General features: G+C 59.5%; 27 protein-coding genes and 3 pseudogenes. 16 read left to right on the forward strand and 14 right to left on the reverse strand.

The window, feature by feature from the left end; genetic code table 11:
* Nucleotides 1-22: 22 nt before the first annotated feature.
* A pseudogene (locus IB244_RS33145) lies at nt 23-275 on the reverse strand (haloacid dehalogenase); the annotation flags it as partial.
* A gap of 155 nt (nt 276-430) precedes the next feature.
* On the reverse strand, nt 431-1,414 hold the full coding sequence (locus IB244_RS18905) for a zinc-dependent alcohol dehydrogenase family protein (protein ID WP_192305242.1): 984 nt from the start codon (nt 1,412-1,414) through the stop codon (nt 431-433).
* 155 nt (nt 1,415-1,569) lie between these two features.
* On the opposite strand from IB244_RS18905, the gene IB244_RS18910 reads away from it, so the two are divergent.
* Nucleotides 1,570-1,881: a hypothetical protein gene (locus IB244_RS18910; RefSeq protein WP_169682982.1), complete on the forward strand. Its 312-nt coding sequence runs from the start codon at nt 1,570-1,572 to the stop codon at nt 1,879-1,881.
* A 62-nt stretch (nt 1,882-1,943) separates the two neighbouring features.
* Here IB244_RS18910 and IB244_RS18915 read toward each other — a convergent pair whose 3' ends face one another.
* Nucleotides 1,944-2,201 carry a hypothetical protein gene (locus IB244_RS18915; RefSeq protein WP_169682984.1) on the reverse strand — a complete coding sequence of 86 codons (258 nt, stop codon included), beginning with the start codon at nt 2,199-2,201 and terminating at the stop codon, nt 1,944-1,946.
* 149 nt (nt 2,202-2,350) lie between these two features.
* Here IB244_RS18915 and IB244_RS18920 point away from each other — a divergent pair, with 149 nt between their 5' ends.
* On the forward strand, nt 2,351-3,184 hold the full coding sequence (locus IB244_RS18920) for a universal stress protein (RefSeq protein ID WP_192305244.1): 834 nt from the start codon (nt 2,351-2,353) through the stop codon (nt 3,182-3,184).
* 76 nt (nt 3,185-3,260) lie between these two features.
* On the forward strand, nt 3,261-4,073 hold the full coding sequence (locus IB244_RS18925; protein WP_169682988.1) for a universal stress protein: 813 nt from the start codon (nt 3,261-3,263) through the stop codon (nt 4,071-4,073).
* Here the strand turns inward: IB244_RS18925 and IB244_RS18930 are convergent.
* A complete protein-coding gene (locus tag IB244_RS18930) occupies nt 4,070-4,396 on the reverse strand; it encodes a hypothetical protein (protein ID WP_246733761.1) in 327 nt (108 codons plus the stop codon). The two genes, IB244_RS18925 and IB244_RS18930, sit on opposite strands and share 4 nt — an antisense overlap.
* Before the next feature lie 242 nt (nt 4,397-4,638).
* Here IB244_RS18930 and IB244_RS31890 point away from each other — a divergent pair, with 242 nt between their 5' ends.
* Both IB244_RS31890 and IB244_RS18940 read left to right on the forward strand, forming a co-directional pair.
* Nucleotides 4,639-4,995 carry a hypothetical protein gene (locus IB244_RS31890; RefSeq protein ID WP_312867251.1) on the forward strand — a complete coding sequence of 119 codons (357 nt, stop codon included), beginning with the start codon at nt 4,639-4,641 and terminating at the stop codon, nt 4,993-4,995.
* 104 nt (nt 4,996-5,099) lie between these two features.
* On the forward strand, nt 5,100-6,038 hold the full coding sequence (locus tag IB244_RS18940) for an ABC transporter ATP-binding protein (RefSeq protein ID WP_113164021.1): 939 nt from the start codon (nt 5,100-5,102) through the stop codon (nt 6,036-6,038).
* A 59-nt stretch (nt 6,039-6,097) separates the two neighbouring features.
* Here the strand turns inward: IB244_RS18940 and IB244_RS18945 are convergent, their stop codons facing one another.
* Both IB244_RS18945 and IB244_RS18950 read right to left on the reverse strand, forming a co-directional pair.
* Nucleotides 6,098-6,481 (reverse strand): phasin family protein, encoded by a 384-nt coding sequence (locus IB244_RS18945; RefSeq protein ID WP_113164022.1) that lies wholly within the window; start codon nt 6,479-6,481, stop codon nt 6,098-6,100.
* Between the two features lie 38 nt (nt 6,482-6,519).
* Nucleotides 6,520-6,957 (reverse strand): universal stress protein, encoded by a 438-nt coding sequence (locus IB244_RS18950; protein ID WP_169682992.1) that lies wholly within the window; start codon nt 6,955-6,957, stop codon nt 6,520-6,522.
* A gap of 350 nt (nt 6,958-7,307) precedes the next feature.
* Between IB244_RS18950 and IB244_RS18955 the strand changes: the two are divergent.
* Nucleotides 7,308-7,694: pseudogene (locus IB244_RS18955) on the forward strand (DUF2254 family protein); the annotation flags it as partial.
* A 480-nt stretch (nt 7,695-8,174) separates the two neighbouring features.
* Here IB244_RS18955 and IB244_RS18960 read toward each other — a convergent pair.
* Together IB244_RS18960 and IB244_RS18965 are read right to left on the reverse strand one after the other, a co-directional pair.
* Nucleotides 8,175-9,539: an ATP-binding protein gene (locus tag IB244_RS18960; RefSeq protein WP_169682994.1), complete on the reverse strand. Its 1,365-nt coding sequence runs from the start codon at nt 9,537-9,539 to the stop codon at nt 8,175-8,177.
* Nucleotides 9,536-10,195, reverse strand: coding sequence for a response regulator transcription factor (locus tag IB244_RS18965; protein ID WP_169682996.1), 660 nt, complete (start codon nt 10,193-10,195; stop codon nt 9,536-9,538). The genes IB244_RS18960 and IB244_RS18965 overlap by 4 nt, the downstream gene beginning before the upstream one ends.
* Nucleotides 10,196-10,351: 156 nt before the next feature.
* Here IB244_RS18965 and IB244_RS18970 point away from each other — a divergent pair, with 156 nt between their 5' ends.
* The 5 genes from IB244_RS18970 to IB244_RS18990 all read left to right on the forward strand — a co-directional run bounded on the left by IB244_RS18970 (nt 10,352) and on the right by IB244_RS18990 (nt 14,970).
* Nucleotides 10,352-10,666, forward strand: a complete 315-nt coding sequence (locus IB244_RS18970; protein ID WP_169682998.1) for a hypothetical protein — start codon at nt 10,352-10,354, stop codon at nt 10,664-10,666.
* A 35-nt stretch (nt 10,667-10,701) separates the two neighbouring features.
* Entirely contained in the window at nt 10,702-11,172 is a 471-nt protein-coding gene (locus IB244_RS18975) for a DUF2271 domain-containing protein (protein ID WP_025662080.1), read from the forward strand.
* Nucleotides 11,173-11,190: 18 nt separating this feature from the next.
* The gene (locus tag IB244_RS18980; RefSeq protein WP_169683000.1) at nt 11,191-13,389 is read left to right on the forward strand and encodes a PepSY domain-containing protein; all 2,199 of its coding nucleotides are present in this window, start codon (nt 11,191-11,193) and stop codon (nt 13,387-13,389) included.
* Nucleotide 13,390: 1 nt separating this feature from the next.
* The gene (locus tag IB244_RS18985) at nt 13,391-14,311 is read left to right on the forward strand and encodes an FAD:protein FMN transferase (protein WP_169683002.1); all 921 of its coding nucleotides are present in this window, start codon (nt 13,391-13,393) and stop codon (nt 14,309-14,311) included.
* A 269-nt stretch (nt 14,312-14,580) separates the two neighbouring features.
* The gene (locus IB244_RS18990; RefSeq protein WP_169683004.1) at nt 14,581-14,970 is read left to right on the forward strand and encodes a DUF302 domain-containing protein; all 390 of its coding nucleotides are present in this window, start codon (nt 14,581-14,583) and stop codon (nt 14,968-14,970) included.
* Between the two features lie 184 nt (nt 14,971-15,154).
* Here the strand turns inward: IB244_RS18990 and IB244_RS18995 are convergent, their stop codons facing one another.
* Entirely contained in the window at nt 15,155-15,850 is a 696-nt protein-coding gene (locus IB244_RS18995) for a VIT family protein (RefSeq protein WP_113164025.1), read from the reverse strand.
* A 374-nt stretch (nt 15,851-16,224) separates the two neighbouring features.
* Here IB244_RS18995 and IB244_RS19000 point away from each other — a divergent pair, with 374 nt between their 5' ends.
* Nucleotides 16,225-17,058 (forward strand): universal stress protein, encoded by an 834-nt coding sequence (locus IB244_RS19000; protein ID WP_169683006.1) that lies wholly within the window; start codon nt 16,225-16,227, stop codon nt 17,056-17,058.
* A 401-nt stretch (nt 17,059-17,459) separates the two neighbouring features.
* Here the strand turns inward: IB244_RS19000 and IB244_RS19005 are convergent, their stop codons facing one another.
* Complete coding sequence (locus IB244_RS19005; protein WP_169683008.1) at nt 17,460-17,741, reverse strand: hypothetical protein; 282 nt, start codon at nt 17,739-17,741, stop codon at nt 17,460-17,462.
* Between the two features lie 131 nt (nt 17,742-17,872).
* A complete protein-coding gene (locus tag IB244_RS19010; protein WP_169683010.1) occupies nt 17,873-18,091 on the reverse strand; it encodes a hypothetical protein in 219 nt (72 codons plus the stop codon).
* A 23-nt stretch (nt 18,092-18,114) separates the two neighbouring features.
* On the opposite strand from IB244_RS19010, the pseudogene IB244_RS19015 reads away from it, so the two are divergent.
* Nucleotides 18,115-19,254: pseudogene (locus tag IB244_RS19015) on the forward strand (ABC1 kinase family protein).
* Here IB244_RS19015 and IB244_RS19020 read toward each other — a convergent pair.
* From IB244_RS19020 to IB244_RS19030, 3 genes are all read right to left on the reverse strand, one after another.
* On the reverse strand, nt 19,206-20,117 hold the full coding sequence (locus IB244_RS19020; protein WP_246733763.1) for a phosphatase PAP2 family protein: 912 nt from the start codon (nt 20,115-20,117) through the stop codon (nt 19,206-19,208). The pseudogene IB244_RS19015 and the gene IB244_RS19020 sit on opposite strands and share 49 nt — an antisense overlap.
* Before the next feature lie 661 nt (nt 20,118-20,778).
* Nucleotides 20,779-21,204, reverse strand: coding sequence for an ArsR/SmtB family transcription factor (locus IB244_RS19025; RefSeq protein WP_169683012.1), 426 nt, complete (start codon nt 21,202-21,204; stop codon nt 20,779-20,781).
* Nucleotides 21,201-21,848, reverse strand: a complete 648-nt coding sequence (locus tag IB244_RS19030) for a peroxiredoxin (protein WP_169683014.1) — start codon at nt 21,846-21,848, stop codon at nt 21,201-21,203. Before IB244_RS19030 ends, IB244_RS19025 begins: the two co-directional genes overlap by 4 nt.
* A 107-nt stretch (nt 21,849-21,955) precedes the next feature.
* Here IB244_RS19030 and IB244_RS19035 point away from each other — a divergent pair, with 107 nt between their 5' ends.
* From IB244_RS19035 to IB244_RS19045, 3 genes are read left to right on the forward strand one after another with little or no spacing between them, the layout of a single operon-like run.
* Nucleotides 21,956-22,894, forward strand: coding sequence for an MBL fold metallo-hydrolase (locus IB244_RS19035; RefSeq protein WP_169683017.1), 939 nt, complete (start codon nt 21,956-21,958; stop codon nt 22,892-22,894).
* A gap of 6 nt (nt 22,895-22,900) precedes the next feature.
* Nucleotides 22,901-23,329 (forward strand): YeeE/YedE family protein, encoded by a 429-nt coding sequence (locus IB244_RS19040; RefSeq protein ID WP_025662572.1) that lies wholly within the window; start codon nt 22,901-22,903, stop codon nt 23,327-23,329.
* On the forward strand, nt 23,329-23,769 hold the full coding sequence (locus IB244_RS19045) for a YeeE/YedE family protein (RefSeq protein ID WP_169683019.1): 441 nt from the start codon (nt 23,329-23,331) through the stop codon (nt 23,767-23,769). The genes IB244_RS19040 and IB244_RS19045 overlap by 1 nt, the downstream gene beginning before the upstream one ends.
* Nucleotides 23,770-23,780 lie beyond the last annotated feature (11 nt).

Consider the following 23,780-nt stretch of genomic DNA (forward strand, 5'->3'; position numbering starts at 1 on the left):
GCGGCTTCTTACTGAACGAATTCTATTGTGGTTCCCGACGACCGCGCCGGGGGACAACTAGGCGATCGACGCGCGCCGCAGCCGCAGCCGCAGCCGATGACGCTGACCGAGGATCGGCGAGAGGCAGCCCGAAGATTGGATAGAGCACGCCTGCCGCTCCGGGCACACCCGCCGCGTTGTAGTATGCGAGCGAAGAACAGGTTCTGGCGGATGTTGCTCATCATCGCCTGGCTGAGCTTTCGCGCCCTCGCAATGCCCTGCAGTTCGCCCTCCACCGGGCTGCATATGCAGCCACTTTGACATGCGAACAATGAACCTGCCGGCTGCGTGCTTCTTTGATATGAATCAAGAGTGTGGAAACATCACCCTTCCGCTTCGGAACCCGGCATCAACCAAAGCAAATGCCGCGGTGCATCGTCGAGCGGCTGGGTCACGGCACGAGCACCGCTGCCCCATTGATCCGCCCTGCCCGCAAGTCGGCCAGCGCGTCATTGGCACGCTCCAGTGGATAGGAGGTGGTGACTGTTCGGATGCTCGCCTGTCCCATCAGCCCGAAGAATTCTCGAGCATCGTCGCGTGTGAGATTGGCTACCGATACGATGCGACGCTCTCCCCACAGGAGCCGATAGGGCATGGCCGGAATGTCGCTCATGTGGATGCCCCCGCAAACGACGGTGCCGCCTTTGCGGACCGCCGCCAGAGCTTTGGGAACCAACTCTCCTACTGGCGCAAATATGATAGCCGCGTCCAGTTGCACAGGTGGCATCTCGTCCGAGAAGCCCGCCCAGCTGGCGCCCAGCTCGAGCGCGAAGCGCCTTCCCGCCTCATCCCCCGGACGAACAAAAGCGTAGACCTCCTGCTTTCGCCACTGGCACACTTGCGCGAGAATGTGCGCCGCTGCACCGAAGCCATAGAGGCCGATCGCCTTGCCTTGTCCAGCCATTTTCAATGATCGCCATCCGATCAGACCCGCGCAAAGGAGAGGCGCGGTTGCGACAGGGTCTAAGCCCTCTGGTAAAGTGAACGCATAGTTCGCGTCGGCCACGACATGCGTCGCAAATCCGCCGTCGAGCGTATAGCCGGTAAAGCCGGGTGCGTCGCAAAGGTTTTCGGTTCCAGAGAGACAGAATGAGCAACATCCGCACGTGTGTCCGAGCCATGGCACGCCCACCCTCCATCCCTCAAGGTTTTTCGAGACACCGGGGCCAACGGCGACCACGCGACCAACGATCTCGTGTCCAAGCACCAAAGGCAGCTTCGGATTTGGAAGATCGCCATCGAAGACGTGAAGGTCCGTGCGGCAAACCCCGCAGGCTTCCACCGCTATCACAGCCTGACCCGCGGAAGGACACGGATCCGGCGTCTCCATAAGACGCAGCGGAACGCCGACTCTTTCCAGGACCATCGCCCTCATCTCTTTCTCCTTGTCGACACCCGATGGATCATTTCGATCAATCCGAAAGCCAAAGCTTGCCGCCTTGACCTGGATCAACAACCCTGACCCCGTCTCCGGATAAGCTTAAGTCGGTTCCCACGTCGTGGTGGCCGCAGCAACAGGAGGATAGCAGGATGAACCAGATGGTGACCGCCGCCAAGGACAAGGACGCATCGGCTTTCGCCGCGTGCACATCCGCCCCTCCTGCCAGAAAGAACGAAGGCGACATCCTGCTCGAGCGGGCGGACGACGACCATTGGGTCGTCACGATGATCTCACCGCGGGCTCTCGACTGGGCGACAAGGGAGCTCTGCTGTCCTCTTCGTTCCTGCTTCTCCGGAAGCATGCTGCTAGACATGATGAGCGCCGACCGTCTGTTGAAGCAAGCTCGCACCCAGGGATTCAGGACGGAGTTCGTCGGGCTTGGCGGAATGGACGTCTTTTAGCGCCCGACCGGCGCACGCCCACCAAATCGAGAGTCGACCGGGGTTAACCCGCGGCTTGCCGGCTATCCCGTACCCGCCTCGGGATGCGCATCGTAGAATCCGAGAAACCAATATACGTCCTGCTCGAGGTCGGCACATAGCTGACCGTACTCGCCGAGCAGCTTTTTATCTCCCGACGTCCGCAACCATTCGAGATAAAGAACCACCTCGCTGTAGGATTCGCATAGGTCCTTTACGCGATGCCGCTTGCCGCGAAAGGCCCGATACCGCATCTGCAGAAGCAGCCAGCCGTGAGCGAAAGGACCGAATGTTTGTCGCATTGCAGGCTGCCGGTACTGCGTTTCGATTGGACGTTTGAACGCAGAAGTCGTCCAGCGGTTCCCTGAGCTCAGCAATCGATTTTGACGAGCATCAAAGAAGCCTTCCAGGAAAGCGATATGATTGCAGCTATCAAGAAGGAGGCAGTGCAATGAGTATCAAAACCGTCATGTGCGTCTTCGACGTCGACCGCTGGGACCAGGACCTCAAGTCGGCAATGGAATTTTGCAAAACACAGGGCGCCCATATGACCGCCCTTGTGATCTGCATGGGGGCCGTTCCGGCGATCGCCACCTACGAAGCAATCTCAACAGCGTGGCTCGAAGGCCAACAGCAGGAAATAGACCGGCTCGCCGCGGAAACGAAAGCGGTACAGGAGATCCTGGAAAGGACGGAGCTGTCCTTCGACGTCCAGGAGGTCTACACAGAGTTTGCGTGGGCGGAAGGAGACATCGCTCAGCATGCGCTGTACGCCGATCTCGTTCTCGTGGGAGCCCAAGCTGCCGGCAACGAGGATCTTCAGAGACGTATCGTCGACGGTGCCCTGTTCGAGTCTCCGACGCCGATCCTGATCAACCCACGTACGCAGGCTGTCAGCTCGTTTCCAAAGTCGATCCTGCTCGCTTGGGATTCGAGCGACGAGGCAGCGCGTGCCACCCGCCAGTCGCTGGAATTCCTGAAGGGCTGTGGTGCCGTTCACATCACGATCGTAGACCCGGTCGCGAGAAGCTGGGAGAATGGCGAAGAGCCCGGATCCGACATCGCCATGTTCCTCACCCGTCACGGCGTGAAGGTCGAGGTCGATCGAGTTGCCAGCGGTGGACGCCGCGTGGACGAAACCTTGCGCCAACATGCCACGGACGTGGCAGCCGACATGGTGGTCATGGGTGCCTACAATCACCCGCGGATACAGCAACGCCTGTTTGGAGGCGTCACCCGTTCGATGCTGAAGGACAGCCGGGTTCCGCTTTTCCTGTCGCGGTAGTGGAAACGTCTAGCGGCCCTGCCGGTCGGCCCGGACGCTAGAAGCAATGGACCATGTAATGTCTTGGGAGGACGCCATGAAGCCACAGTTTCATCTGCCATTGACCACGCGTCCGGAAGCGAGTTCGTTTGCGATCATCGAGAACGCTATTCAGTTTTCGTTGCATCAGGGTGCCCATCTTGTCGCCAGCCTTGCTGCCGCGCGGCGCCATGGCGACGAAGCCGCCGAAGCATATTCAGACGATGACGAGTTCCAGGCAGACCGCTTTGATAGGGATGTCGCAGCTCAGCTCGTCAGGCATTTGCGGGAGGGGGCCGAACGGGTTGGCCTCGACGTGAGGCTTGTTCCCACTGAGGCCGAGGCGATGTCGGCGACAATCCGGCTGGCCGAACTTGCTCGCGCCTACGACGTTACGATCCTGGAAAACACCGAGCTGGCGAGGCCGATTGTAGAAAGCCTCGTCTTTGACAGCGGTCGCCCGCTGCTTCTCCTGCCGTCGGCCGATTTCTATGGCCGCATCGACAATATTGCGATCGCATGGGATGGGAGTGCAACGGCGGCCCGCGCCGTCGCCAACGCGTTCCCTATGATCCAATCGGCGACGAAAGCGACAGTAATATGTGTGGGCGCCGCGGCTCGGCGGAGTGAGGGTTTTCTTGATCGCTATACCGAAGCACTGAAGCATTCAGGGCTCGAAGTCGCGTTAGCTGTCGTGCACAGCGACGCAGAAGACGTCACCACCATCATCCAGGACAACGCCATAGAGGGCCATGCCGACCTTCTTATCGCTGGTGCCTATGGGCACACCAAGCTGCGCGAGGCCCTGGTCGGCGGTGTGACGCGCACCTTACTCGACAATCTCCGCATTCCGGCCCTGCTATCCCACTAAGCTAGCGCTCGAAGGGCGTTCACGACGACCGCGACATCGATCGCCTCCCGGATCAGAGCGCCCTGGACCGGCGGGAGAAGTCCGACTCCGGCGAATGCCATCGCGACCGCAGACAGACCAATACCAACTGCCACGCTTTGGAGTGCAATTCGCCACGACCGACGGGCGACCCCCAACGCGGCCACTATGCCGCTCAACCCGCTCTTGAGCAGCACGAGGTCCGCAGCCTCAGCCGCGGCGGCCAGCTTGCCGCGGGCGACCGATAGTCCGACGTCCGCTGCGGCCAGTGCCGGAGCGTCATTGACGCCGTCGCCCACCATCATCACGTTGCCCAGCGTCTTCGTCCTTAAAAGGACTTCTACCTTGTCTGCCGCACTGAGATCTGCCTAGACGGTGTCCATTCCAAGACGGTCAGCGATTACCTTAGCGACCTCGAGCCGATCGCCGCTTGCGAGCGAAATATGCTTTATGCCGAGCATGCGGAGATCTTCGATTGCCCGAACGGCATCCCCGCTTAGTGTTCAAGGCGTGGACGAACCCTGCCCTATTCCAAACGGGATGGTTCGTGGAGTCGCTGCTGACGCAGACTCTGGTCATACATATCATACGGACTTCCCGCATTCCGTTCGTCGAAAGCTCCGCCAACCCGGCCCTGGTGACAACGAGCCTCCTCATCGCGGGCGTCCGCGTTTTCCTACCCTTTACTGGCGTCGGAAGCGCGCTGGGCTTCGTGTCCCTGCCTCTTCTGTACTGGCCAATGCTGGCGGCAATCCTCTTTCTCTATGCAATCCTCGCACACTGGCGAAGGACTGGTTTGTCCGATGATGGGGCTTGTAGGAATAGGTGCTCGATCTCCGCGTGCCCTACCGACCGCCAGCGAAATTGCGGTGAGTCAATGAAGCGAGGGCCCGGATCTGGCTGAATGTCCCCTCAGGAGGACGCTCGATTGGATTTGAGGGGAGACGACACGAGGCGCCCGCACAGGCAGACACGGAGGCGAATATGCTATCTCGCAAGGAAGACGCCATGCCGCGGAGGCTTTCCGGGTTCATCTCGATGATGGGACGGGGCCATCAGGCAATGTTGGTTTTGCTGTCGGTTCTCTTGTTCGCCGTGGGAATTCTGCCGCTCGAGGTTCAACGACGCATCGTAAACGGCGCGACACAGGGAGCGACTCTGAACACGATCCTCGTACTCGTGCTCGCCTACCTGGCGCTCGTCCTGAGCGAAGGTGGGATCAAGCTTGTTTTGAACGTCTACCGCGGCTGGATCGGAGAAGTTTCCATTCGTTGGCTTCGCATGGCGGTCATCGATACGAGAGAACGCCATCCCGATGATCTTACCACCTTGGCCGAAGGCGTCGAAATGTCGATCGTGCTCGCGGAGGCGGAACCTGTGGGTGGGTTTGTCGGCACCAGCATCTCGGAGCCAATCCTACAGGCGGGCATCCTTTTGGCAGTCGGTAGCTACATGATCTACCTTCAGCCGCTCCTTGCTCTAGCCGTCATCGCCGTATTCGTCCCGCAGTCCGTCCTGGTTCCTGTTCTCCAAGGGCTAATCAATCAGCGGGTCAAGACGAAGATCACCGTCATGCGACACCTCAGTGAGGAGATGGTCGACCATACTTCGCCGAACTCGCCGAAGCACCAGGCAGCCCGCGTCCAACGACTATTTTCGACCAACATGAGCATCTACAAGCTCAAGTACGCGCTCAACTTCCTGATGAACCTGATGTTTCAGCTCGGTTTTGCCGGAATATTCGCGCTTGGGGGCTATTATGTCATAACGGGCAAGATCGAGATTGGGACTGTCGTCGCCTTCATTGCGGGCCTCAACAAAGTGTCGGACCCCTGGGGAGCGCTCGTCGACTGGTATCGCGACTTGAAGGTAACCCAGGTGAAATACGAGCTTATCCGTGACGCGAGCACGGCAAATGCCAGTCAGGCAAACATGCAGGCGAATTAGGTCTGCGATATCGTTGCATGGGCCTCCTGACATTGTCGCCAGGGAGGAGGAAAGGAAGGCTAGGCGACAGTTCGAGCGGCCATGTCTTCCAATCCCGAAGCGGCTTCCTCCTCTATGCGATGTGCTGCCTCCGAGGCCAGCTTCGAACCAATCATGAGCATATTGCTGATTTCGCTAGCGTAATCGGTTTTAGCAACTCGAACGAAATCGCCGATGACATCGAGCGCGTCGTTTCTTCCTGCACTGCCAACAAGATCACCAACGAGCCTCACATGCTGCTGGTAACGGCGCATCAGAAAACTAAAGGACTCGATCTGGAGGCGCGAGGCAGTGCTCAAGGCCTGGATCTGAAAGCCTACACCTGCTTCCAGAAACTTCTCCGCCGCTGCAACAGCCGGGAGATTCGAGGGAATGGGATAGATCTTGTCGGTGTTTTGGATCATTTCGGTTCTCCCGTTAGCGGATAAAATCCCCGATCCCTTCATCGATATACAAGCACGGGGATACGCGAATGACTGAGGACTTTGTTCGTAACGCTGCCAAGGATCAACGCAGCGACACCTCCGCGGCCATGCGATGCCATTGCGATCAGATCGCATCCATGAAGATCGGCTGTCTCGATGATGGCTTGGTGCACCTCATCGCTCCGGAGCTTGACAGTATAGCAGGTAACTCCCTGATGACGAGCGCGCAACTCGACCTCGTCTAGGAATTGAACGGCTTGTTCATCCGACAACCGATCGTAGTCTTCCCGGCTGGCCGCCAGCTTATCGCTGTCCGTTGTGAAGATGCGAAATGGTTCGATGACGCAGACGAATACGACCGATGCGTTCGCGTCTCTGGCAAACGCCACCGCGTTCTCCGCGGCCGTGACCGCAAGTCTGGATCCATCCGTTGGAACGAGAATCTTTGCAAACATGACACACTTCCTCCTCGCATAAATACTACGGCCGGTCGCTCGCCCGTCTTTGATCCGTGTCAATATTCGGCGAGGAAACTGCGGTCGTCACCTATCGCCAATTGCTCGCAAGGCGGCCCTACCTTGACCAAGATCAAGGAATTCATGGAGCGGATATGCAAAGAGGCCGTGAGGAATCAGCTAGGCGGAATCGCGATGAAACGCGAGAGGGTCATACGGATCGGACATCTGGTCACAGCTCTGGCGATCGGGGGGATCGGTCGCATTCTGGCTGGCGGCCTCGCGCGACATCGCACATATCCCTTACAGCGATGTGATGCGGATGGTCGCCGAAGGCAACGACAGCCGTCCTTGCGATCGACCAGCTTCAACGTCTCCTATGCTTCGTCAGTGGAAGGCACCTGCTCGGCGATGAGATGAGGAGCAAGTCCGGCAAGTTGCGGCTGATCTGCAGAACGACGAACTGGGAGGATTTCGTGCAGTTAACCTTCAGCGAGATCGGCCTCTACGGCGCTGAAAACTTCCAGATCGCCCGTCGATTTCGCGCGGTGATCGAATTTGCATCACAGGTTCTGCCTGACGATCGTCGCCCAGCCCTCCTCAGCGAACTGGATCTGCGCGACCGAATGCTCGAGAGGATCTATGTTTTTCCGGAGGATTTGAACCTGGCTCAGACGCCCGACTCGCAGGGGCTGGGCGGCTCGGAGAGACGGTCGAGACAGGCTAATTCGGATTGAGCTTCAGACGTGGATCCGAAGCCAGTCGATTCAGCAACTTTGCAAACGCAAGACCCAGCCAGCATCATACGGGTGCCGTTTCTGGAACGCTGTCCTCAAAGGCGCGATCTCCGAGCGGCAATGATGATCACGGTTTTCCGGAAGGACGAAACGGGGCAGTTCGTCGCCTCATTTGGACTGCCCGTAATGGGATGGTTGGCCACCAGCTGCATGGCGGCCGTGGGCATCACGATGTTCAGCCTGAGCTAGAATGCGATCATAGAAACGTGTTAACGGATATCATACTCGGGAAAATCGTCCACGTCGCAGATGCCGTCGCATGTCTGCAGTCGTAAGGAGAAATAATCTTCGGCGATTTCTTGGCCACACCTCGACAGAGCGCTTAGCGCCGCTAGTTCAGGCGCTCAATCCCGGAGGTCAAAACTCGATCAGGGATCGGCAGCTCCTTTGTTCGTCTCTTTTTGTCGGTTCCCGCGAAAGTCAGGCGAGAGGCAGCGTTACCTGGATCTGTACGCCTTCATGCTTGAGCGGCCTCGGGGAAACGACTTTCAAACTCATGCCTGTGCGGTCGGCGATTGCCTTTACGATGGAGAATCCCAAGCCGCTACCGCCGACCTTTCCCCCACCGCGCGCGAACCGCTTCCCCAGCCTCTCCGTGGCATCGGCGGACAGGACCGCGCCGTCATTGGCGACGCAAAGTAAGCCGTCTGTCTGCAACGCGACCTCGACTAAACCATTCTGAGCCCCGTGTTTCAGCGCATTTTCAATCAGGTTTCGAAACAGAATGCCAACGGCGTCGGGGTCTAACCTGGAAAGAACCGGTTCTTCCGGAAGGGTCAGCAGGATCCGTCCCTCTCCAGTCCGCGTGAAACCCTCGACGATCATCTCCAGGACAGGTCTCAGATCGGAGGGCTCGTCTGTTTGCAGCCGTCCTCCTTCGGCGCGGGCGAGTTGCATCAACTTTTCCGACGTGCGCATCAGTCGCTTCAGCGTGGTCTCTATCTCTGTTGCCCGCTGGCCCGTTAATTCCTCGCCGGTTTCAGTCCGAATGCGCTGAGCCTGCGCGATCGCGCCTGCAACCGGCGTGCGCAGCTCGTGCGCCGCGTTCGCTGCAAAGGCGCGCTCGGCATTGAACGCCGCCGTCAGACGGTCCAGCAATTGATTGACGCCTGCCGAGATCGGGCGAAGCTCGCTCGGCAGACCGCCATCTGGTAGGGGCGACAGGTCCTGCGCACCGCGGCGGGCAAGCTCTTGTCGAAGCAAGCGTACAGGGCGCAAGGAACGGCGCACCGCCAGAACGATTGCGAGAAGACTGAATGGGATCATCACGATCAACGGCAGCAGAAGCCCCAGCAGCATCTTGCGGGAAAGCTCCGTGCGACGATCCAGCGGTTCGGCAACGGCAATCGTCAGGCCGCCATCGACGCTAGCATCGTAATAGAGTTGGTGCGTTTCGGTGCGCAGAAAACCAGGCTTGACAAACGGCGGAAAGATGGAGGCATCCGCGCCTGCGGAGGCGAGAAGAACCCTCCCGTTGCGGTCACGCACGACAAAAGTTACGTCCTCGCCATACCGCGCCTCGCGGCCGATGCGCCTCTCGCCATGGTCGCCTTCCTCGTTACCATCATGTTCTACAGGATCGCCACGTTCGTCGCCTTCACGCAAGTCGTGCCGGGCAATCGGCAAAACGCGCAGCGCCGTGGCCTTCAGCCCGTCGTCGAACACCTCTTGCATTTCCCCGCCAAGGCGGTGCGCCGTGAGCGCCGCCGCCGCCAACCACAGAAGCGTCACTGAAAGCCCGATGGCAAGTGCCAGGCGCGTCTGAAGCGAAGCGCCGATCTTCACGGTTGCCCCAGCCGATAACCGAGGCCGCGCTCGGTCTCGATCACATGAGCGCCGAGTTTCTTGCGCAACCGGCTGACATGGACCTCGATGGCGTTGCTGTCGATTTCCGTATCGAAGGAATAGAGCCGCTCCTCGAGCTGTGCCTTTGATAGGAGCTGGGAGGGACGTTGCAGAAAGGCCTCAAACAGGACCCATTCTCGCGCCGTAAGAGCAACGGGCTTGCCATTCAACGCGACGCTTCTGGCCGCGAGATCGATGGCGAGCGGACCGAGCGTGATGTTCGGATTTGGGTTGCCGGCATAACGGCGCGCCACCGATCCGATGCGGGCCGATAGTTCTGCAAGGTCGAAGGGCTTCACCATGTAATCATCAGCGCCGGCGTTCAGTCCGGCAATACGGTCAGAGACCTGATCGAGCGCTGTCAGGATCATAACCGGCGTCACGTCGCCCCGCCCGCGCAATCCCTTCAGGAAGGGAACGCCGAGCCCATCGGGCAGCATCAGATCGAGCAGCACCAGATCATAGGCAGCCGCAACGATCGCATCGCCTGCCTGGTCGAGCCGGTTGACCCAATCGACGGAATGCCCATCGGCGGCGATCTGGTCGCGAATGGCCGCACCAAGCGCCGTATCGTCCTCGATCAGCAGAACCCGCATCGCAATCTTTCCTCTCTGCCTCTCTTTGGCCCCGTAGTCCACCCGCCAGCTTACGGGAACCTGAAGCGCTGTCGCGCCAATTGTCAGGTGGCGGTCAGCTTAGGACGCAATTGATCAGCCCGAAATCCCCGTCAGATGCCCAACTGGAGATCACTTATGACATACCGCAAACTTCTTCTGGCCGCGTGCGCCGGCATAGGCTTTCTCGCCCCCCTGGGCAGTCTCGCGATGCCGTTCCCCGCAGCGAAGACCACTGGGGCCATATTGGCCGGGTATCAAGAGAACGAGGACGATGATCACCAGGAACATCGCCTCCGTCATGACGACAATGGCCGCTACGCCGCCGACGACTGCGAAGACGAGGATGAAAATTCCTGCGGTCGAGGCGGCGTCTTGCAGCAGCAGAACGCCACCCCGCCAAGCAACGGCCTGTTCACGCCTGGCTCCAAGCCGCGCGCCCAGACGAACTGAACCGCCAAGTCCGACCAAGGAGACGATAAATGAGAATGAAGTCCTTCATTGCCCTGCTTGCTGTCACTACGGCCCTTACCGTTCCCGGCCTTGCCATGGCCCGCGAGGTGACCTTCACCACCAACATGCGCAGCTACGGCGGTGATGGCGCCTACGTTGCCTATTACGTCACCGATGCGCAAGGCAAGTATGTCGGCAGTCTCTGGATGGCGGGCGGCAAGACTAGATACTACGAGCATCTCGGCGGCTGGTACCGTGCCACCGGCGGTGACATCGGCGAGATCAACGGCATTACGGGCGCCAGCGTTGGGGCGGGTCGTTCGCTTAAGGTCACGGTCGACCTTGCCGATACGCTGTTCGATGCCGGCTATCAGCTTCACATCGATTCCGCCGTGGAGGACATGCGCGACAGTCCGAATGAGATCGTGGTGCCGCTGACGTCGGGCGGCTCGGGCCAGAACGTGAAAGGTACGCGCTACATCGCCGCCTTCACCTACGTGCGTTGAGGAGAAGGGACACCTGTCATGAGTCGCTCGCTCCACCGCTGCTTCGGACTGATCGCTACCGTCCTTCTCACCGTCGTCGCGCTGAGCGGCGCCGCACTCTCGATCTTCCCAGCCGCAGAGGCGCTCACCACACCTGCGGCGCAGCGTATCAGCGTCGCGGAACTCGCCACGCGAGTCCAGGCGTCAGAACCTACGGTCGAACAGATCAGGCGCGCGCCGTCTGGGCGGATCACCGCCTATTACTACGAAGGCGACCAACCCGCCTCCGCTGTCATCGACCCTGCCACTGGCCAGCCGGTCGGCAGCGCCGGCACCTCGGAGCTGGAGCGTTGGTTGACCAATCTTCATCGTTCGCTTTTCTTGGACGATCCCGGACGCTTCATAACTGCTGGCAGTGCAGCGGTTGTGCTTGCCCTTGCAATCTCCGGGCTATTCCTGATGGCGCGGCGCGCCGGCGGCTGGCGGTCCGTCCTGACATCCGTTCGCGGCTACGGCGATGGACGCTTACACGCCGTCGTCTCACGCCTTGCCCTGCCCGGCCTCTTCCTCTCCGCGCTCACCGCGTTCTGGATGACGGCTGCTGTTTTCGGGCTATTGCCGGAAGGCGCGAATGCGCCGGCCTTCCCGGCCAACGTCAGCGGCAAGACCGGCGTGGCCCTTACCTCTGTCGCCCTGCTTCAAGAGACTATGGTCGATGACCTGCTCTCGCTTAACTTCCCTGCCACCGGCGACTCAACGGACGTTTTCACACTCAAGAAAACAGGAGGAGAAGCTTACATCGACCAGGGCAACGGTGCGCTGCTGGCTTGGTCTGACGCCGGCTGGGTCGACAAGGTCACACGCCTCATGACCATGCTGCACACCGGGCGCGGCGTGGCGTGGCTTGGGCTCGTCCTCGGGTTCTCTGCGCTTGCGGTACCCGTCCTTGGCTGGACTGGCATGATTGTCTGGCTGAGGGGGCGCCGCAACCCCAAGGCAGCCTCGGTTGCCGCCGACGAGGCCGATACGATCCTGCTAGTCGGCAGTGAGAACGGAACGACCTGGGGCTTCGCCAATACGCTGCAGACTGCTCTTTCCGCACAGGGTCTTTGCGTTCATGTCGGCCCGATGTCCAATTTCGAGCCGGCCCACTGGCCAAAGGCGCGGCGTGTCATTCTGTTCGCCGCCACCTATGGCGATGGCACGGCGCCTGCAGCCTCCAAGGAATTCGTCGAACGCTTCGAGCGTGTGCCGGCAATGCCCGGCCTGCCGCTCGCCGTGCTCGGTTTCGGCGATCGCAGCTTCCCGGCCTTCTGCGGTTTCGCCACCGAGATCGCGAGGATCGCTGAGGACAAGGGCTGGGCCGTCCTTAGCCCCTTCGACACGGTAGATCGACAATCGCCACAGGATTTCGCCCGTTGGGGGCGGCGCCTGGCTGAAACGCTTGGCCTCGTTTTCGAGCTGAACCACCAACCGACCGCTCCGAAGACCTGGAGATTGCCGGTCATATCTCGCCGCGATTATGGAGCAAGCGTACAGGCGACAACCGCCATCCTGCGCTTTGCCCTTCCGAAGATATCGCTTTGGCAGCGTCTAACGGGCAAGGGCTTCTCGCGGTTTGAGGCCGGAGACCTGATCGGCATCGTGCCACAAGGCTCGGATCTGCCGCGATTCTACTCGCTTGCTTCCGGTATGAAAGATGGCTTTCTCGAAATCTGTGTCCGCAAGCAAGTCGGAGGGCTTTGCTCCAACCAACTCACCGCGCTGGAACCGGGCGAGACTATTGCGGCCTTCGTGCGTCCAAACCCGGCGTTCCGTCCGGCGCGCGGACGCAAGCCCGTCATCCTCATCGGCGCTGGCGCGGGGATCGGTCCGCTAGCCGGCTTTGCCCGCGGAAACCGGGGATGCCGTCCCATGCATCTCTATTTCGGAACCCGCCATCCAGCTAGCGATGCGCTCTACGCGGAGGAACTTTCCAACTGGAACAAGGACGGCCGGCTGACCTCGGTCTCGACCGCTTTCTCGCGAACCGCCAACCCGGTCTATGTGCAGGATATCCTGTGCAAGGATGCCGAGCGAATCGGCAAGCTTATCGCTGCGGGCGGTCAGGTTCTCATCTGCGGGAGTCGGGACATGGCGGCGGCTGTTGCAACCGTGCTCGCCGACATTCTCGCGCCACAGGGTTTCAACCTCGCGGTCCTGAAAGCCAATGGTCGCTATGCCGAGGACGTGTACTGACATGACGCGCTACGCGATGAACGGTCCGACTATGGGCACGCGCTGGTCAGCCCTCTTTCACATGCCATCGGATTTCGATGTCCACCGCGCCCGCAAGGCGATGGCCGACGCCGTGACGGAAGTCGACGAACAAATGTCCACCTGGCGGCCTGAAAGCGACCTTAGCCGCTTGAGTGCCGCAAAGCCCGGTGAATGGGTTTCTCTGCCCGACAGCCTGCTTACTGTGCTGGGAACGGGTCTTAAAATCGGCCAGGCCTCGGGCGGCGCTTTCGATATCGGCATGGGTGACGCCGTCTCCGCCTGGGGTTTCGGCCCGGCGGACGCAAGCGAGGGCCGGATCAAGACCGCCCGTCTAGCGAGACGCAGCCCCGCCTATGATGTTCTGGAGCTAGACAAGGCCGCCGGACGCGCCCGCAAGCACTCAGAGATGTGCTTCGATCTCAATGGCATCGCTAAGGGTTATGGCGTCGATCAACTGACCCGGGCTGCGCGCCAGCTCGGTATCGAAGCCGGCCTGTTCGCCATCGACGGCGAACTGCGAGCGCTTGGCACACAGCCCGACGGTCGCGGCTGGACCGTCGCCGTCGAAATGCCAAACGTGGAAACGCGTGCCGCGCATTCCGTCCTCGTGCTAGAAGATGCCGCCGTTGCGACGTCAGGCGACTATCGGCACTGGATCGATGTCGGCGGCCGCCGTCTGTCGCACACCATAGACCCGCACCTCGGCATGCCGCTCAGGCATCCGCCCGCGTCCGCTACCGTGATCGCCTGCGATTGTATGAGCGCCGACGCCTGGGCGACGGCGATGATGGTTCTCGGCGAAGCACGTGGTCTTGCGCTCGCCGAAACGTTTGGGCTGCCGGTTCTCTTCATCGAGCACGACCAGTCGAAAGGGATCGGATGCGGCCTGTTTGCGCGCTGATCGGCGCCGCGAAACAGCCAGCTCAAAAGCTCAACGGTTATGAGCCCTGAAATGAGCCAATCGTACTGAAAGAACCCTTGCTCTCGGGTCGGGCGGCTCGATCCTCAGCATTTCATCGGCATTGCGGCTTGTGGTTTGATCCATCGCAACGTTTGAACCCGGCATTCATCGTATCCTAAAAAACAGTTCCATGCTCGGCGATGATAACGGCTCAAGGAGAGATGCGGAAAGTCTATGTTGAGACGTCCAACTGCCAAAGGAGATATCGTATGACCTACACGCTGGATAGAACCTTGTCGGCAACCAGTTTCGACGATGCCGTCCGCAGGACGAAATCCGCTCTTTCAAGGCACGGTTTCGGTGTTCTGACGGAGATCGATGTCAAGGCAACCATGAAGAAGAAGATCGAGGTCGACATCGACGACTACCTCATCCTCGGAGCCTGCAATCCGCACATGGCGTTCGAGGCGATGAAACTGGAGCCGAAGATCGGAGCCATGCTGCCGTGCAATGTCATCGTGCGCGACGTCGGTGGCGGCGAGGTCGTGGTGAGCGCCATCGATCCGGTCGCGTCGATGCATTCGATCGACAATGAAAGGCTGAGCCTTCTGGCAGGCAAGGTCCGCTCGATGCTCGCCGACGCGGTGGCGGAGGTTTGACATCGGATATTGCGAGAGCCGGCTTCCCAAGCCGTTCTGATTGTGGATCCAAACAGCCTGCGCCGACCAGAGAACTTGGATCGGCTTCTCGTTCATTGCGCGACGCGAACCGCAGCATCGGAAGAAGCTCACTTCGTCCGACAAGCCAGGCGTGTAGAAAGGTAGAGTGGGTTGAGGCCGCCTCTCAGACCGCAGTGCCAACCAGCGCACCGATTCCAGCCGTCAATGCCATGGCGAAGGCACCCCAGAAAGTGACCCGGGTGGTGGCTCGCCAGACGTTCGCGCCGCCCGCTTTCGCACCGATTGCGCCCAGCAGCGCGAGGAAGGCCAAAGAAGCGGCTGCAACGGTGTAGATGAGCATCGAGGTGGGTGAAAGGACGACCGTAAGAAGGGGCAATGCGGCCCCTACGGCGAACGTGGCAGCCGACGTCAGCGCTGCCTGAACGGGCCGGGCCGCCGTGTGATCAACAATACCGAGTTCATCGCGCGAATGCGCGTCGAGAGCATCATCACGGGTCAGTTGGGTCGCGACTTGCCTGGCCAGCTCTTGGGTGAGACCGCGTTTGACATAGATTTGCGTCAGTTCCTCGAGCTCCGCTTCGGGCTGCGTCTCCAACTCCATCCGCTCCCGCGCAAGATCGGCTTCCTCAGTATCCGCCTGCGAACTCACCGACACATATTCGCCGGCCGCCATCGACATCGCGCCCGCGGCCAGACCCGCGACGCCCGCCACCAGGATCTGTGACGGTTCCGCCGACGCGGTGGCGACGCCCATGATCAGGCTCGCCGTCGAGACGATTCCGTCGTTTGCGCCGAGGACGGCTGCCCGGAGCCAGCCGATGCGGGAGATCAGGTGATGTTCGGAATGCAGTCTGCCCATGAGTGTCTCCAAGACAAAACCGATTTGACGTGATGAGTGCGAGATTAACAGAAGAGCATAATGTCGATCACGAGCACGGCGTGCGCCAAGCTTGGCGTGCGTGCGAGTCTGGGCTGCATCCCCGCGGTTTCGGCCGTGGTTGATTCACTTCGCGCTCCCATTGTCAAAGGCTCGTCCTCCCGAATTCAATACTGGACCTCGGCCATCAAGGATTTGACTACGATCAACTTACGAAGACTTCCAGTCAAAAGGCAGCCTGTGCGAACTTCCTGTCGGCTTCTTCGGCATTCGCGCAATTGCGTTACATCAATGCCGAGCTGCCAAAACAGATAGATAATTATAATAGTTGCGGTCTCCGAGAGGTGCAGTAGGACATGAAGGCACAGTATTTTCTTCCGCTAGCGACCTATCCCTATTCAAGTTCTGAATTGATCATTTCCAACGCTGTAGCCTTTGCGGGGTACTGTGGCGCAAATCTTCACGTATGCGCATTAAGAGTCGTGATCCCGCACATTCCCAAGGAATGGTCGTCGTTGCTGCTGGATACCCCGAAGATGATCGAGCAGGCCGAAGCTTTGAGCGCAAATCGCGCCGCAAAACTGGTTGAAGCGGCGACCAATCTCGGAGCGAATGCCAAGATCGGATTATTTTGCCGAACAGTCAAAATCAGCTTGCCTCTATTGCACGAGACGGCGGCCGCCGAAGCACGGTTTTTCGATCTGACTATTCTCGAATGTATCCCGGACGTTCCGGATACCCGTACCATTGCCGAAGCAGTGATATTCGGCTCCGGCCGGCCGGCCATCATCTTTCCCAACAAGACCCTTGCAGGCCCAATCGACCATTTGGTTATTGCCTGGGACGGAAGCCGAGCAGCCGCTCGGGCGGTCAACGATGCAAGGCCGCTCATTCGCATGGCCCGGCGTGTCTCGGTGTTGTCTCTGACGGGCGAAAAGCCGCTGCCGGAGACGACCGGGGCACATCTTGCTGAGATCTTGGTTTCGGGCGGTGTCAATGCCAGCGCCACGGTAGCTCGGTTCACCTCGTCATCCATCGGCCTCAGCATTCAGCAGGCCGCGTTGGAACTTGGCGCCGATATTCTGGTGATGGGAGGATTTGGGCACTCGAGGTTGCGAGATTTTGTCCTTGGAGGAGCAACCGATGGCGTCTTGCACGTACCTCTTTTACCTGTCCTCATGTCACATTGACGAACTGTGAAGATTTCTTCTCCGCCATCGCAGCCAACGCATCTGCGCCTGAATGGGCGGTCCGAATGATCGGAGTGGTCCCAAACCTAGCCTCATATGACCTCGCGTATGGAAAGTCGCGATCGGGAACCGGCTTGAACCCACCGCATGTCTCGACAGCCCTCTCGCAAAATAGTTCGTCGAGATTTGCGCGGACGCCTGTACAACGCCGGGGTCAAGTCCCCCCTCAAGCGAAATCAATCGCGGGGGTGAGGCGGCTGCGATAGGTCGTGCCGAATTCCGCCATAGGCGGCAACGGCCAGAGGTATGAATATTTGGACTTCCTCGGGCACCGTCTCGCCGTCCTGTTGGCACGGGCAGACATGCGCCCATAACATCTGCGAAAGATAGGCGTTGGGATGTCAGCGCAAATGGTGCCGCCGCTTCCAATCAGTCACGTCGGCCTCACTAATCCGGATGGACCGCCCCATAGCGACCGGGTGCAGAAGCTTCGCCTCCGCGATATCGCACAATGTCTGCACGTTTTCCTGGAGACGTGTTTCATCCGCGCGTGGCGGCGATCCAAGCGCCATCAGAGCCTTTCGATCGACCAGCACCGTCTTTTGTTCGCCCCCGCTTTCGAGCATCACGATGCCGTTTTCGCCGGAGGATTTGAGAAACGCGGTGAGAAATCTGACGGACATGTTAACAACCTCCTCCCGCCGACTGCCCCGTCTAACTTGGACGAGCCAAGCGCTCTTGTGACATCCAGCAACTGCGCTGATCCAGAACGATTGAATTCTAGGCGAACAATGACAGAGTTCTTTGATCAGGATCAAAGTCTGTGGGCCACGCCGTCGGATCCATGTTTTTGGGCCTTCCGCTGCCTGCCTTGCCATGACATTCCTTGAATTCCGGAAGGTGGCGTCGCCCAGGCGAGCGTCGGATTGGGATGATGCGGATCGACCGCGGTCGTTTGTGCGGCGGCGCCGACGGTGCTGGCGACAGCGACAAAAGTGGCAAGCGTGGCCGGACGCAGCAATGCAGTGATCATCAGGGCATTCTCCTCTCGTCGCCGTGCTAGAAATCGAGCACGGCCTCGGCAAATCCCTAGCGGAGTTGTTTGCGGACTTCGAGGAAACGCCACTTGCAGCGGCGTCCGTCGCGCAGGTGCACGCCGCACACTTGCACGACGGACGAAGCGTCATCGTCAAGGTTCGCCGGCCTGGCCTGAAACGCCAGGTCAATCAGGACATGCGTTCACTCTTCTGGCTGGCGCGCGTGGCTACGGTGATCATGCCGCGCCTGCGCCACTACCAGCCGCTGCGCATCATCACGGAGATATGGACAAACCTCCTGAAGGAGATAGATTTTTGCCGCGAGGCAAGAAGCGTCAGGCACTTCGTGGCGGCCTTCGCCGATTGGCCGGCGCTCGAAATTCCAGATGTGGTCGACGACCTGGTCGCAGAGACCGTGATCGTACAGCAGCGGAGCAGCGGGCTGCGGATCGACGACGCATCTTTGAAATCCGCCGGTCCTCGCCTCGCAGCAAACTTCGTCGACGCCTATCTGCATCAAATTTTCGTATAGGGCGTCTTTCACGGCGACCCTCATCCGGGAAACATCCTTATCACTGAAGACGGGCGGCTCTGCCTCCACGATTTCGGGATCGTCGGATTTCTTGACAAGGCCATGCGCCGCAAGCTTGCCGCCTTTGCTTTGGCCTTCGTTCGCCAGGACGCCGACTGGCTCCTTGAGGCCGCAATAGATCTTGGCATCCTGGGGGGAGACCTGGACCGAAGCGAGTTTCGCCGCGGCCTTGTGGAGATCATTGGCGACTATGCCGCACTGCCGCTCAAGGACTGGTCCCTGGCCGAAGCTTTCCTGCGAGTGACGCGGCTCGGACAGGCGCAGAATGTCTTTGTCCCGCTTGACCTTCTCATTCTAATGCGGGCGATGTTTCTCGCCGAACACACCGTGCGCATCCTCGATCCTAATCTGTTCGTCTGGGAGACGGTTGCTGTCCTCTCAATGGGCCAGAGCTCAGAATGGACTATTTCAACGGCACAAGGTGAAGACCGGCGCCCCTCTGCTGGTCATCGGGCCACCGCACTCACTGGAATCTTGCAAAATCAGTCGGACACGTCGTATATCGAACTCACTTCTGCCTATCCTCCCGAAGTGATGTCCCCGCCCCCTCTTAGGGAACGGGTCTGAAATAGTCCACCAACTTCTTGGGGCTTGCAGGATCCTTCAGAGCGGGCTGTTTGCGACCCATCAACGGAGGTTCGACGCCACCGGCCCCGCAAAGAACGCTCGCTCGCCTTTTTTGAACTTCTATCCCAACCGGCAAGGATCTTACTTTCCAAAATAAGCATCCCCATGAATACGATTACCGCCAGAAGCCACCCGAGAAGCGCGTCGGAAGCGTAGTGAGATCCAACCGCGACACGCAAAGCCGCCATGGTTGTGGAAGCAATAATCAACGGCGGTGCAATCCACACGCGAGCATTAGCCGGAACCAAGAAAAGAAGGCACAACAGCCAGCCCGCTCCCGACGCTTCTCCGGACACGAATGAGCAGTTTCGGGTGCACTCGCCGACGAACGTTCCGGCGGCAGTAAAATCCAGATTTCCGCCAAAGAGATTCGTTTGGAAGGGCCTCGGTCTACCGGAAAAAGTCTTCAGGAACGAATTCACCAATAGGCCAGGTCCGACACCAAGACTGATCAACGCCACCAAAAGGCGCGTCATCGGTAGATGTTCCCGCAGCTGTCTCGAGAAGGCGCCGATCAATCCCATCACAACGATGAGCATCGCGGCGACGTATGGAAGGAGGTAGAGCATCCAACGAATACCCTTGAACACTTCCATTCGACGAAGCGGGAAATATCCGCATTCGACCCCGGAAAGAGCCCCAGCGCAAAGTGGCCCTCTGAAGAACGCCGAGGACACGCTGATATCGATAGTGGGATGAGTGTAGAATGTCGCAAGCAAGGTAAACCAAGCCACGATCAAGGCGAAGAACATCGTTACCGATGGTGTTGCGCAGTACGACTGGTGGCGTGCCTGGGATATCATTGTCTTAGCGCTCGAAGCCGATGGTTGCCCCTTTATCCAACGCCACCATAGCCTGACAGCTACCCGAAACCGCTTAAGAACGGCAATTTTGTTCTCGGAAACCAGTCTGTTGCTCTCTTTCTTCGCCCCTAGTCTGTGACAGCGTCCTGCACTGAAAGGCAGGAAGCTTTGGGCCCAGAATAGGAGGCTGTGTAGATAGATCCCAATCCAAGCGCCATATCTTCCTGTCGTGACAACAGATCGCTGAGCGACGCCTCCATTTGCGGCGTGAAGATGTTGGCAAGCCATTAGGGCGGCGATCGTCAAAACTCAACGTCTTCGCGATCAAATCGAGAGTGGGCCGTGGTGACTGCAATTGGTTCTGCATATCTTCCTTGAAACTACCGCCTGGAGTGGCACCCAAGCGGACACGGGAGACGCATGGGGCGCTGCCGCCCAGGTATGAGCTGGATTTTCGCCTCTGTTTGATTTGCATTTCGTCCGGATACCCCATCCCCATCATCACTTTTGGATCACTGCAGAAGAACGAGTCCCTTGGATCAGGCGCAGAATGCCTTGGCGGTCCTGTTGGTCACCTGATCGCCTACGGCTGCTAGCGCCCTACCGAGCATGGTCGAGCGACGCTTCGAAACCGAGCATCTCCATCCGGCACCCTCCAAATTCAGTCCATCTTCTCCAGTCGCGCCCAGTGCGCCATTTCTCCCGGAATAGCAGCCCCGGCCCCCGCACGGGATTGTCGTTTGGCGGGACTAACCGGCGCGATCTGCGCGTCACTTGTCGGTCCAACCTCACAGAACATCTGCGTGAGCATACTCATGACGGCCGCGACGCGCCCATCGGAGATCGAGTAGTAGACTTGGCGCGAGTGGCGACGGGTCTCGACCACGCCCGCCTGGCGAAGTTCCGCGAGTTGCTGCGAAAGCGCCGGCTGCTTAAAACCGAGTTCTTCCTGGATCTCGCCGACAGAACGCTCTCTTTGCGCAATGCAGCAAAGAAGCATCAGCCGGCTTGGTGTGCTGAACAGTCGCATGAACTCGGCAGCCTCAACGGCCTTCTCCTGCATTTCTTCCAGAGCAGCGCCGCTCATCCGCGTCGCTCCCGGTAGTACCAGGACTCGCCTTTGCGAAGGTCGTTGCCTTCATCCATTGAAGCCGCAGCAGGCTCAAGCAGTGCTTCCCCATGCTTCCAGCCCTCGGGCGTCAGAGCCCCTTCCCTTTCCGAGGTCTGCAATGCCTCGACAAGACGGAGGAGCTCGCCTACCGATCTCCCGACATTCATCGGATACCAGACGATGGCCCGGATGATCCCCTTCGGATCGACCACGTAGGTGGCACGCACGGCCCCGCTATTTTCGGAAGAACTATCCAACATGCCATAGGCTCTGGCGATCACCATCGCCGAATCTTCGATCAACGGAAATTTAACCTTCACTCCAAAGCTGTGCTCGATGTCGCGCAGCCAAGCGACGTGAGAATAGAGGCTGTCGATGGACAGGCCGAGAAGGTCGCAGTTTAGTTTGGAAAAGCTCTCATGGGCACGAGCGAATGCGATTAGCTCGCTGGTGCACACTGAGGTGAAGTCGGCCGGGTGAGAGAAAAACAAGAGCCATCGTCCCCGATAGCTCGAGAGCGACACTTCCCCGCCTGTGGAGCGCGCAACAAAGCCCGGCGCCCTGTCATTGATCCGCAAAGCCCCTGACGCGGCCTCCATATTTTCAGTCGTCGTGTCCATTCCTACCCCTGTCTATCGGACAGTATCGCAAAGCCGTTCGACATCAAAGTACATGCTTGCATGTTTAATGTAAATATGTATTTTAGCTTTACCAAATGGAGTAGGCCATGCCCAGCTCGGCTATAGACACCCCTCTTTCACATGCGTCCGGGATCGTCCGGGAAGCTCTTCAAAATCATTCGAAGCGGCCTGACGTTCGATCATTCTTCGATCCTTCGACCTTCACCGTCAGCCATGTCGTCCGCGATCCGAACTCGAACGCCTGCGCTATCATCGACAGTGTGCTCGACTACGACCCAGCATCCGGGCGAACGACAAACGTGTCCGCTCGTGCCCTTATCGATTACGTGAAATCCGAAAGTCTCGAAGTTCAATGGCTTCTCGAGACGCATGCGCATGCCGACCACTTGTCGGCCGCGCCGCTCCTTCAAGTTGAACTCGGCGGCCAGCTCGCCATCGGCCGCGAGATCGTTCGCGTCCAGGAGGTCTTCGGTAAGATCTTCAATGCCGGCACGGAGTTTCAAAGAGACGGCAGCCAGTTCGACCAGCTCTTCCAGGACGGCGACCGCTTTAAGATCGGCGATCTGAATGCGACGGTTCTTCACGTTCCCGGCCACACGCCCGCCTGCCTGGCCTACGTCGTCGGCGATGCCGTCTTTCCCGGCGACACCCTGTTCATGCCCGATTACGGCACGGCGCGCTGCGACTTTCCGGGTGGTGACGCCCGCACGCTTTACCGGTCCATCAGGCGCCTGACCCAACTTCCCGACGAGACGCGCATGTTCATGTGCCATGATTACAAGGCATCGAAGCGCGACGACTACGCCTGGGAGACGACCATCGGCGCCGAACGCACAGGCAACATCCACGTGCATGAGGGAGTGACCGAAGACGACTTCGTCAAGATGCGCAACGATCGCGATGCCACGCTAGCGATGCCGAAGCTGATCCTCCCCTCCGTGCAGGTGAACATGCGTGGGGGCAAACTACCCCCGGCCGAGGACAACGGCATTCACTATCTGAAGATTCCAATCAACGCACTGTAGGCACTCATGTCTCACTTGAACTACATCTGGCCGCTTTCCGGCGGCCTTCTGATCGGCCTGTCAGCAGCACTTTACCTGCTACTCGACGGCCGCATCGCAGGCATATCCGGCTTGACTGCCTCTGCCTTCGGCTGGACGGGTGCTGGCGTCAGTCCCCTGGGCATCGGCTTCATTGGCGGGATCGTCGGCGGCGCTGGCATCGCGTTCACCTATATTCGGCATGCCGAGTTGATGATCGTATCGTCGCCAATCCTTCTCATTGCCGGGGGCCTGCTCGTAGGCTTCGGCACACGACTGGGCTCGGGCTGTACCAGCGGTCACGGCGTCTGCGGTCTGGCAAGATTGTCGCCGCGTTCGCTCGTTGCCACAGCGACTTTCATGGCGGTTGCGGCAGTGACTGTCTACATGATGCGCCATCTGATTGGAGGGCTGTGATGACCAGCCGTATCCTTGCTTCGATCTTCTGCGGCATTCTTTTCGGCATTGGCCTGGTCGTGTCGGACATGGTCAACCCGGCTCGCGTGCTTGCCTTCCTCGACGTCGCCGGAGACTGGGATCCGTCTCTCGCCTTTGTCATGGGCGGCGCGTTGATCCCCTCGTCCGTAGCCTATGCGATTAAGCAATATCGATCACGCCCGGCCTTCGATACAGAATTTCACGTTCCGACTAGCCGCTCTATAGACGCCAGGCTCGTCTTGGGCTCGGTTCTCTTCGGCCTGGGATGGGGCCTAGTCGGTTTCTGCCCCGGCCCGGCGATCGCATCACTCGTCACCGGGCGCTGGGAGACCGTTCTGTTCGCTATGGCCATGATTGCGGGCATGTTCGCCTACCGCATCGCCAAATCAAGGCTAAGCGCGCCACTTCGCTTTAGTTGAGTATGAGGAGG

Source organism: Rhizobium sp. RHZ02, assembly GCF_014851575.1.
GTDB classification, from domain to species: Bacteria; Pseudomonadota; Alphaproteobacteria; order Rhizobiales; family Rhizobiaceae; genus Rhizobium; species Rhizobium altiplani.

Bases quoted from the DNA above. Each gene is read 5' to 3' on its own strand.
- IB244_RS18905 (WP_192305242.1), bottom strand. From the start codon at position 1,414: ATGAGGGCGATGGTCCTGGAAAGAGTCGGCGTTCCGCTGCGTCTTATG.
- IB244_RS18910 (WP_169682982.1), top strand. From the start codon at position 1,570: ATGAACCAGATGGTGACCGCCGCCAAGGACAAGGACGCATCGGCTTTC.
- IB244_RS18915 (WP_169682984.1), bottom strand. From the start codon at position 2,201: ATGCGACAAACATTCGGTCCTTTCGCTCACGGCTGGCTGCTTCTGCAG.
- IB244_RS18920 (WP_192305244.1), top strand. From the start codon at position 2,351: ATGAGTATCAAAACCGTCATGTGCGTCTTCGACGTCGACCGCTGGGAC.
- IB244_RS18925 (WP_169682988.1), top strand. From the start codon at position 3,261: ATGAAGCCACAGTTTCATCTGCCATTGACCACGCGTCCGGAAGCGAGT.
- IB244_RS18930 (WP_246733761.1), bottom strand. From the start codon at position 4,396: ATGATGGTGGGCGACGGCGTCAATGACGCTCCGGCACTGGCCGCAGCG.
- IB244_RS18940 (WP_113164021.1), top strand. From the start codon at position 5,100: ATGCCGCGGAGGCTTTCCGGGTTCATCTCGATGATGGGACGGGGCCAT.
- IB244_RS18945 (WP_113164022.1), bottom strand. From the start codon at position 6,481: ATGATCCAAAACACCGACAAGATCTATCCCATTCCCTCGAATCTCCCG.
- IB244_RS18950 (WP_169682992.1), bottom strand. From the start codon at position 6,957: ATGTTTGCAAAGATTCTCGTTCCAACGGATGGATCCAGACTTGCGGTC.
- IB244_RS18965 (WP_169682996.1), bottom strand. From the start codon at position 10,195: ATGCGGGTTCTGCTGATCGAGGACGATACGGCGCTTGGTGCGGCCATT.
- IB244_RS18970 (WP_169682998.1), top strand. From the start codon at position 10,352: ATGACATACCGCAAACTTCTTCTGGCCGCGTGCGCCGGCATAGGCTTT.
- IB244_RS18975 (WP_025662080.1), top strand. From the start codon at position 10,702: ATGAAGTCCTTCATTGCCCTGCTTGCTGTCACTACGGCCCTTACCGTT.
- IB244_RS18980 (WP_169683000.1), top strand. From the start codon at position 11,191: ATGAGTCGCTCGCTCCACCGCTGCTTCGGACTGATCGCTACCGTCCTT.
- IB244_RS18985 (WP_169683002.1), top strand. From the start codon at position 13,391: ATGACGCGCTACGCGATGAACGGTCCGACTATGGGCACGCGCTGGTCA.
- IB244_RS18990 (WP_169683004.1), top strand. From the start codon at position 14,581: ATGACCTACACGCTGGATAGAACCTTGTCGGCAACCAGTTTCGACGAT.
- IB244_RS18995 (WP_113164025.1), bottom strand. From the start codon at position 15,850: ATGGGCAGACTGCATTCCGAACATCACCTGATCTCCCGCATCGGCTGG.
- IB244_RS19000 (WP_169683006.1), top strand. From the start codon at position 16,225: ATGAAGGCACAGTATTTTCTTCCGCTAGCGACCTATCCCTATTCAAGT.
- IB244_RS19005 (WP_169683008.1), bottom strand. From the start codon at position 17,741: ATGTCCGTCAGATTTCTCACCGCGTTTCTCAAATCCTCCGGCGAAAAC.
- IB244_RS19010 (WP_169683010.1), bottom strand. From the start codon at position 18,091: ATGATCACTGCATTGCTGCGTCCGGCCACGCTTGCCACTTTTGTCGCT.
- IB244_RS19020 (WP_246733763.1), bottom strand. From the start codon at position 20,117: ATGATATCCCAGGCACGCCACCAGTCGTACTGCGCAACACCATCGGTA.
- IB244_RS19025 (WP_169683012.1), bottom strand. From the start codon at position 21,204: ATGAGCGGCGCTGCTCTGGAAGAAATGCAGGAGAAGGCCGTTGAGGCT.
- IB244_RS19030 (WP_169683014.1), bottom strand. From the start codon at position 21,848: ATGGACACGACGACTGAAAATATGGAGGCCGCGTCAGGGGCTTTGCGG.
- IB244_RS19035 (WP_169683017.1), top strand. From the start codon at position 21,956: ATGCCCAGCTCGGCTATAGACACCCCTCTTTCACATGCGTCCGGGATC.
- IB244_RS19040 (WP_025662572.1), top strand. From the start codon at position 22,901: ATGTCTCACTTGAACTACATCTGGCCGCTTTCCGGCGGCCTTCTGATC.
- IB244_RS19045 (WP_169683019.1), top strand. From the start codon at position 23,329: ATGACCAGCCGTATCCTTGCTTCGATCTTCTGCGGCATTCTTTTCGGC.